Genomic DNA, 8875 nt, shown 5'->3' on the forward strand with positions numbered 1-8875 from the left:
ATCTGGGACTATGAGGGCTACAGAAATGGTTATTTCACGATCCGTTACAATCGGTAAAGACTGAACCTCTCCAATCAATTTTACATCATTTCCCATGACTTTGATTTGAGGATTTGTTTTCAGAACAGAGTTAACTAGATTCTCATCCGGGAGAAAATCTTTTCCCATATACAAGTAGGCTTCCTTGTTTATTAATTCTAGAGGAGGGAGACTGGCAGCCTTTCTAAGCTCATTGTATTCAGAGAGTGGCAAAAGGTGGCAACTTATATACTTCTGGAAATTATGGACTAAGACTTCCTTGTTTTTACTTTCTTTTTGCTCTTTCAATACCTTGATGAACTGTTCAAAGGACACGGACTCGAGTTCTTTCGGTTTGCCCACTTTGATTTGTAGAATCTTTGAAAACTGTGATGCCAGTCCAGCAGCTTCAAGCTCTTTTTTAACTGTATTCATATTAAGATTTTCATCTGTTTCCTGCTTGCTATCTCTAAATGTATAATCCAAAACGTGGGTATGATTGCCTGAATTGCCACTTGCAATGGCAACACCTGCTCCAAAGAGGCACAAGGCAGAGAAGATTAAGAGGGAGCAGATAGCCAGTATAGTTGAGCGCTGGATAACTAATTCCTGAATCTGTCTAAAATTATAGGTGTGGAGTTTTCGAGTGCTTCCAAGCTTGACCAAAAAGTCTATAAACAAACGCATACCGAAGAAGAGTAGTATAGTTCCTAGAGTCCCCAAGAGAACAGTGATGCCCATTGTTATGACATTTTCCCAAGCTCGTCCACTCATCCCCAAGTAATAGGCTGTTCCTAGAAGCAAAATTCCGAGGACAGAAGCAAGAAGGTACAGACCCTTGGGGAGTAGTTTCTTCATGCCAGAAGGAGAATAGGATAGCAGATCTCCGATTTCCTTATTGGCTGTTTTTGCACTTAAAAGAATAAAGACAGCTAATTTTACGGCTAGGAAACCAATGATTGTATAGAATAGAGCTGTAGTAGATAGAGAAAATTGATGTTCAATAATCCCTAGCCCAACAATTTTAGCGGTTATTAGGCTAATCAGTTCTGAAATCAAGATTGAAATTGGAAGACCTATTCCAAGAGCAAGGATACTGTTTCTCAAATCCTCGAGTAGGAGCAGCAAGAACAGTTTGCTTCTTCGCATCCCTAGCGTTAGATAGACACCAAATTCATGTTTTCTCCTTTCCATCTGCATACTGCTTGCGAAGTAGACTAGAAAAAAGAGAATAAAGAGTGTTGCTACGTAAAGAATCGGAATCATGCTAAAGAGTTTATTTATAGCGTCACTCTCTATTTGTTTGAGAAAGATCATCACATCTTGATGGGACAAAGAAAGGATGATGTAAAAGGAGATAATAGAAAGAACCATGGAACTGAAATACAAGCCATTATTCTTTCGATCCCTCTTGCTATTTCTTGAGACTAATTTAGAAAACATTGCCATCACCTCCAACCAGTGCAGACATGACCTTTAGTATTCTGTGGTAAAAATCTTCTTGACTTTCTCTTGGATAATCGCGTCGAATTTCATGGAATAGTTTTCCGTCTTGGATAAACAAGATGCGGTTGCAAAAGCTGGCAGCGACTGAATCGTGGGTCACCATGAGAATGGTGGTTTCTTCCACTTGATTCATTTCGGATAATTTTTGCATCAAAATGGTCGCATTTTTTGAATCCAAAGCTCCTGTGGGCTCATCTGCAAATACAATCTTAGGGTCTAAAATCAAGGCACGCGCAGCAGCTACCCTTTGCCGTTGACCACCTGATAATTGAGATGGGAACTTATCCAGAAGTTCAGAAATATCTAGATATTGGGAAAGCAATTCTAACCGAACCTTGCTTTCGTTGGCATCGACCTTGTGCAAAGACAAGGGGAGTAAAATATTTTCTTTGGCTGTCAGATTGTCCAAAAGCTCAAAATTTTGAAAGAGGTAACCAATTTCCTTGCCACGATAATCAGCTAACTGACTACCTTTTAACTGACCTAAATCTTTTTCTTGCATTTGAATGGAGCCGTCAGTTGGTTTGATGATAGTAGCGAGACAGTTAAGAAGGGTTGTTTTCCCAGAACCACTGCTCCCCATAATCCCTAAGAACTCACCTTTGACAACTTGAAAAGATATACCGTTCAAGGCTTTGGTGATATTCGGCTCTTTTCCATAATGCTTTTTTAATGATTCTACTCGTAAAATTGTTTCCATGTGAAACACCTCCATCTTTTGTTACTTTCATTATAATATGAATCAGAGTAGAATAACACTTACGGATGATGTAAGAAATCTTTATCATTAGGTTATTGGAGCTATACTTACTATATTATAGCATGGTTTCAAGGATTTAAAAAGAGGACTTGAGAGTCGAGAAATTTTCCTAATATTGAAATTATAAAAAATAATACCACTGTAGTCCATGCTCCAGCAGTATTATTTATTATTTTATAGGAAACTCTACTCCCACTCAATTGAGACTGGTATATCCCTATCCCTTGTAAATCAAGGGTTTAGAAGGGTTATATACTTCAATGGGGGATTTTTCGGGGGGATTGATTTTTTCATATGTTGATTTCAATTAAATTTTACTCTTGTTTCTGATGCGGTTTGTATGGTAATTGCATTTGTAAGTAGTTGAGCTATCTCTTTATCAGCACCACTGTACAAGTACTAATGATAGTCAGCTATCAGGAACATATTCATACGAAAAAAGCGGTATTGATGGTTCTGAAATGGGATTCGAAGACGAAGAATTGACATTGCATTACGAACTAAAAGTAAGTGGTGATGAAAACATATTTAATATCAATCTCCTTTTAGAGAGAGGCAATAATGTGAAGTACCTCTATTCCGAGAAAGTAGCTATTGATACAGACAAACAGATTATCAGTGATAACAATGGTACTGAGCTGAAATATTCAGTTTCTGGATATTCTGTAACAATGCCTGATTTAGCAGGAGATAGTGGTGAAACAGTAACATTAAGTAAATAGAATAAACCAAAAAATAGAGCTTGATATGTAATCTATCAGGCTCTATTCTTGTAAGTTTTTAAGTAATATTTTATATTAATCATCTAATTACAGTTTTTTTACATTTTTTATTAATATTTCTGTATTGTCAATTAAAAATTTCCCATCATTATTACTAATAAACTCATTGATATATTTAAGAATACAAACATAATGATTATAGTAAACGTTATATGTATTTACATCTAAACAGAAGTGAGTTAAAGCAAATTTAACATGGTCAGTTCGTTTAATATCGGTGAAATCTACGATTTTTGCTCTATTGGCATCAATTTTCTTTCCTAGAGCATATCTATTTGGAATTTCGTTATTATCACTATTATGAATGATACTATAGTCATTCATAATGGGTGTATTTACTTTAAAATTTTCAAAAAAATGTTCTCTATTAATAAAAAGATTATGGGATTTTAATTCCTTAATTAATTTAATAATGGGTACATACAGGTTTGTGTTAAACATATTAATAGAGGTGATTCTATCTAACTCGTTTGTTAATATTTTAATTTGCTCGTCATAGCTTGTAAATAAGTTAAAACCCAGCAATTCATGCGAAAGTAGTCTATTTATTTCTGTAGGAGTCATATTTAAAACATTAGTAATTGCTTCAAAAGAGCAGACAGTTTCACTTCCATATAAAACCTTTATAATTCTTGATATGATATTAATAAAGCATGAATAGATTTTTATACTATAAAAGTCACTAACTTCTTGGACTTGTTCTAAAGTATAGTAATTCTTATCAATTATTTGTTTAAATATATCAGCTAACTTTTTCCTTGTTTCGGAAATATTGGATGTTTCATAAGTTAGAATTCGTCTATTACGTAAATCGAAAGGTAGTTCTGAAACATCGCCAAAATCAGAATTGAACACACAAATAACTCTATCCCACCCTAGACACTTTACTGCATATCCTAATTCAAATAATACGTTAGGGTTAGGAGTTCTTTTACCATTTAAACTACTGTTTATAATTGATATATCTGCTATAAATAGGCCACACTTATCAATTTTGGTTAATATTGAATCAACAATATCTGGACTACCTAGAACACCTTTTGTATCTCTGTCAATTTCAGTGATAAGAGAATACGGAGAATCTTGGTTCATTTTTTTCAATGCTAATTTTATAGAATTCTCAATTAAATTTCTATTTGTTTTATTCGGTAAGTCAGATTGCCATGAAAAGAATATTGTAGTCATAAAAAGCTCCGATAGTTAATCAGTAGAATATTATTTGTGAATGAATTTGGTTAGCAATAACTACGATGTTTGAGTTCCTCATTTATTTTGATAATATAGAAAATTAATATGAGCAGAATGAGATGATATTCATACTCATATTGCTGAATAGAATCATAAATAGGTACTCCATGCAAATACTTATTTCTGATTCCCCAGCTATTGTCATATGATTTGTTATTTAGGACAAAATTCAAATAATTAAATTCTTGAATTGAAAATAAGGTATCCGAAAATATTAACCATCCATTATCAAGCATCCTATCAGCACTGAGTTTTTCAGATTCAGATAAAGATATACTATTAACAGAGCCATATAAGAATATTTTTTCTAAAAGACTTATTTGGGACATATCTTTAAAAGATATAACACCTGTATCATTTTGGCAAATTCCAGCATCTATTAGTAGTTTTATGTAATCTATTTGATATTCATGAAAATTTGCATAACTCAAGCATTGTTGTGAAATTAATTCCTTAAAGTTGCTTCCTTTGTATTCCTCATTAATAATAAAATGAATAGGACTTTGGTCAGAGAATAATAAATTAACAATCTGTTGAATATTATTATCTGAATTATTCATTGAGAAGTATTTTCTTTTAGTAAAACTCTGCAAAGATTCAATTGAAGGAGTAGAAGTAATATTATATAAATTTACATCAATAAGCCCTTCTTCACTCAATAATTTGTATTGTTTTCTTAATGATTCTTCGATTCTAAAAAGTGTTGCTGTTTTATTTCCCGTTGTTTCTGAAATTGAAGGCACATCAAAATGTATCCAATCAATACCGTACTGATTAGTCAGGAAAATATCGAAAAACCAAGTAATGAAATCTTCAATTCTTAGACTGAATTTCTGTAGTATTTTTGATAAAGCAATCAGTTTCATCACGTATAGTTGATGCTTGACTGAGAAGTAAAAACCAAATTTATAGTGATTTCTAGTCGAAATGCCTAACGTTCTTTCAAGTACCCCCATCTCTAATTGAGGAAAGCTTGCTAATGCAAAAGTACCAACACTTGTGCTCAGTTCAAAGTCTTTACAAAAATAGTCTAATATATTTTGAAAATTATGTTTTTCAAAAAGTTTAGCACTATCTATAAAAGTTGATAATGTATATTCATATTGTTTTGGCCTAGCTCCACCTGTTGCGACTACAATAGGATTATACAAACCTTTTTCAATTCCCTCAATATGAAGCTCCCTACTCTTTTTAATTGCGTAATAGTACGCTTCCTTCTTTGTATATACTCTAATATCAACTTGAATTCCAAAATCCTTATCATTAAAACTAGAATTAAATTCTTGAATTTTTTTGTCAATCAACAGTTTTTGTTTATCTGTAAGTTGAAAGTATCTATTCTTATCGAAACCTTTTATAGGGTTTCTTAAAATTTTTAAATAATTTATATTCACATCGGGGTCACAAATATATTTTTCAATTAAATCATTCCACTCTAAATTTGTGATATTACTTGGGATAACATTTTTACATGAATTTGAATCTACAAAATTATCGAGTAATATTTCAAGATGAGAGGGTGAACTCAGAAAAAATTGCTTAATGAAAGTAGGATACTTTTTTAGAAAATAGGTATTTTTTAAGAGATGACATAAATGTAGATTGGATTCTATAAAATATTGCACAAACTCTACTTCACTAATTTTTTGACCATAGTTAAATAATGTAAATATCTCAAAAAAGTCTTCACGATAGTTATATTCGCTTTGTAGAAGTTTTATGTTATTTAAAATCTCATCTTTCGGAGCAGAACCAAAATAATTATTTTGTAGTTGAATCATCGAAGGAAGAGATTTCTTTATTTCTTCAATATAGCTTAGCGACCAGTCAATTGAAAAAACCTCATTTTCTATGAATTTGATAATATTATAAAATTCAAGGGCTTCCAAAAAAGAATTTAGGCTATAAGAATTCGATAAATAAGCATCTAAAATTTCTTGAATTCTTGGAAAATAGAAACCGATAGATAAGTCATTTACATCATAAAATTTTACTCTAGAAATCATATATATTTTTTACATTTGAAAAATAAAATTACGTGCTATAAAAATACTTTGTACTTTTTATTATAAAAATCCCTCCAAAAATGTTGGTCAAAAAAATTTTTAACTAACTTTTCGGGGGGATTTAGGGGGGAATCAAACGAAGATACACCCTTTTTAGACTATTTTGTTCCTGCTAAACTGCTGTAGAATCGCTATTTTGAAGGTAAATCAAGCCTCTCCATTATTCCCACTCCACAGTTGCAGGTGGTTTACTTGTGATATCATAGACGATACGGTTAACGTGGTCAACTTCATTTACGATACGAACTGAGATTTTCTGGAGAACTTCCCAAGGAATCTTAGCGAAGTCAGCTGTCATTCCATCGATAGAAGTGATGGCACGGATAGCGATGGTATAGTCGTAAGTACGGCCATCTCCCATAACACCTACTGAACGAACGCCAGTGTTAACAGTGAAATATTGCCAGATATCGCGGTCAAGACCTGCTTTGGCAATTTCTTCACGAAGGATAGCGTCTGATTCACGAACTGTTTCAAGTTTCTCTGCAGTGATTTCACCCATGACACGGATAGCAATTCCTGGACCTGGGAATGGTTGGCGCCATACGATGTGGTCTGGCATGCCAAGTTCAGTACCGAGGGCACGAACTTCATCCTTGTAAAGAGTATTTAAAGGCTCGATGAGTTCAAACTGCATATCTTCAGGAAGTCCACCCACGTTGTGGTGAGACTTGATGGTTTGAGCAGTATCAGTACCAGACTCAATCACATCTGTATAAAGAGTTCCTTGAGCAAGGAATTTCACATCTGTTAGTTTGCTTGCTTCGTCATCAAAGACATAAACAAACTCGTTACCGATAATCTTCCGTTTTTGTTCAGGATCAGATACACCAGCCAATTTATCAAGGAAACGTTTGGCAGCATCTGCTTTGACAATGTTCAAACCAAACTTACCACCAAGCATATCCATAACTTGGTCAGCTTCACCTTTACGGAGAAGACCGTGATCTACAAAGATACAGATCAATTGATCCCCGATGGCTTTTTGGAGAAGAACCCCAACAACAGAAGAGTCAACACCACCAGAAAGTCCGAGGAGAACACGTTTGTCTCCAACTTTCTCACGGATTTGTTTGATTTGCATCTCGATGAAGTTATCCATTGTCCAGTCACCTTTGGCACCACAGATGTTCAAGGCAAAGTTACGGAGGATATCATAGCCGTGTACTGAGTGGCGAACTTCAGGGTGGAATTGGATACCATAGATTTTCTTGTCTGGATTTTCAATAGATGCGTAAGGACAGTCAGCAGAAGTTCCAGTACGGACAAAATCAGCAGGAATTTCTGTAACAGCATCCCCATGGCTCATCAAGACAAGTTGCTCATCTGGAGTACCCGCAAAAAGAGCTGATTCTGTGTGAGTCAATGTTGATTGACCGTATTCACGGTTACCAGCATCGCCTGCAGGAACAACCTTACCACCAAGCTTGTGAGTCAATAGCTGCATACCATAGCAGATTCCCAAAATCGGAATTCCAAGTTCAAAAATCTCTGGATCAATATCAAACGATCCTTCTTCGTAAACAGAGTTTGGACCACCTGAAAGTACAATCCCGATAGGATTGATAGCACGGACTTCGTCAGCCGAAATCTTGTGACTTTTTAGTTCTGAAAAGACACCAATCTCACGGATACGACGTGAGATGAGTTGGTTGTACTGGCTACCATAGTCCAGTACGATGATCTTTTCGACATCTTGCAAATCAGTTGAAATGTTGCTCATCTTTTCCCTTTCTTAAAAGAAATATCTTCTTGAATATTCTATCATAAAAGGGTTAGAATTACCAACCAAACAAGTGCAGTTTGACTTTTCCCTATGAGATAGGGTACAATGGAAAAAATAAAGAAAAGAAGTGAGCAAGCATGTTACCAGCTTATATGAAAATCCACGACCAAATCAAGAAAGACATTGATGAGGGAAGTTGGAAAATTGGGGAAAGACTTCCAAGTGAGCGAGATTTAGCTGAGGAATTTGAAGTTAGTCGTATGACCCTGCGTCAAGCCATCTCTCTTTTGGTCGAGGAGGGAGTTTTGGAGCGTCGTGTGGGCAGTGGGACCTTTGTTTCTAGTACTCGTGTTCAGGAAAAAATGCGTGGAACAACTAGTTTTACGGAGATTGTAAAAGCTCAGGGTAAAACACCATCGAGTCATCTGATTTCCTATCGTCGAACGATCCCTAATGAGCAAGAAGTTGAAAAATTAGGGATTAAGGCTACTGAAAATATTATCCGGATGGAACGTGTTCGTTATGCAGATCAAGTTCCTGTAGTCTACGAGGTAGCTTCTATTCCTGAGAAATTTATCAAAAATTTCAAAAAAGAAGAAGTAACCAAGCACTTCTTTCAAACCTTGCAGAAACATGGTTATCGGATTGGTAAATCTCACCAGACTATATATGCTCGCTTAGCCAAGGAAAAAATTGCTCATTATCTGGAAGTGGAAAAGGGGCATGCAATTTTAGGGCTTACTCAAGTTTCTTACTTTGATGATGGTAC

7 protein-coding genes are annotated in these 8875 nt (G+C 34.8%); 2 read left to right on the forward strand and 5 right to left on the reverse strand.

The annotated features are described in order from the left end of the window. Window positions 1-1461 (reverse strand): FtsX-like permease family protein (locus tag ADM33_RS04055; RefSeq protein WP_049503279.1); only part of this gene is annotated, 1461 nt, incomplete at its 3' end. Then, entirely contained in the window at window positions 1451-2224 is a 774-nt protein-coding gene (locus ADM33_RS04060; protein ID WP_049503280.1) for an ABC transporter ATP-binding protein, read from the reverse strand. The genes ADM33_RS04060 and ADM33_RS04055, both read right to left, overlap by 11 nt. Window positions 2225-2745: 521 nt before the next feature. On the opposite strand from ADM33_RS04060, the gene ADM33_RS04065 reads away from it, so the two are divergent. After that, on the forward strand, window positions 2746-3006 hold the full coding sequence (locus ADM33_RS04065) for a hypothetical protein (RefSeq protein WP_049503281.1): 261 nt from the start codon (window positions 2746-2748) through the stop codon (window positions 3004-3006). An 87-nt stretch (window positions 3007-3093) separates the two neighbouring features. Here ADM33_RS04065 and ADM33_RS04070 read toward each other — a convergent pair whose 3' ends face one another. From ADM33_RS04070 to guaA, 3 genes are all read right to left on the reverse strand, one after another. Beyond that, on the reverse strand, window positions 3094-4251 hold the full coding sequence (locus ADM33_RS04070) for a hypothetical protein (protein ID WP_049503282.1): 1158 nt from the start codon (window positions 4249-4251) through the stop codon (window positions 3094-3096). A 50-nt stretch (window positions 4252-4301) separates the two neighbouring features. Next, a complete protein-coding gene (locus ADM33_RS04075) occupies window positions 4302-6320 on the reverse strand; it encodes a hypothetical protein (protein WP_049503283.1) in 2019 nt (672 codons plus the stop codon). Between the two features lie 220 nt (window positions 6321-6540). Then, window positions 6541-8103, reverse strand: a complete 1563-nt coding sequence (gene guaA, locus ADM33_RS04080) for a glutamine-hydrolyzing GMP synthase (RefSeq protein ID WP_049503284.1) — start codon at window positions 8101-8103, stop codon at window positions 6541-6543. 140 nt (window positions 8104-8243) lie between these two features. On the opposite strand from guaA, the gene ADM33_RS04085 reads away from it, so the two are divergent. Further along, window positions 8244-8875: GntR family transcriptional regulator (locus ADM33_RS04085; protein WP_049503285.1), on the forward strand; the 632-nt coding region annotated here is incomplete at its 3' end.

This window comes from Streptococcus oralis (assembly GCF_001075875.1).
In the GTDB taxonomy this organism is placed as follows: Bacteria; Bacillota; Bacilli; order Lactobacillales; family Streptococcaceae; genus Streptococcus; species Streptococcus oralis_I.

Excerpts from the sequence above, each read along its gene's own strand:
- ADM33_RS04060 (WP_049503280.1), bottom strand. The coding sequence starts at position 2,224 with ATGGAAACAATTTTACGAGTAGAATCATTAAAAAAGCATTATGGAAAA.
- ADM33_RS04065 (WP_049503281.1), top strand. The coding sequence starts at position 2,746 with ATGGGATTCGAAGACGAAGAATTGACATTGCATTACGAACTAAAAGTA.
- ADM33_RS04070 (WP_049503282.1), bottom strand. The coding sequence starts at position 4,251 with ATGACTACAATATTCTTTTCATGGCAATCTGACTTACCGAATAAAACA.
- ADM33_RS04075 (WP_049503283.1), bottom strand. The coding sequence starts at position 6,320 with ATGATTTCTAGAGTAAAATTTTATGATGTAAATGACTTATCTATCGGT.
- guaA (WP_049503284.1), bottom strand. The coding sequence starts at position 8,103 with ATGAGCAACATTTCAACTGATTTGCAAGATGTCGAAAAGATCATCGTA.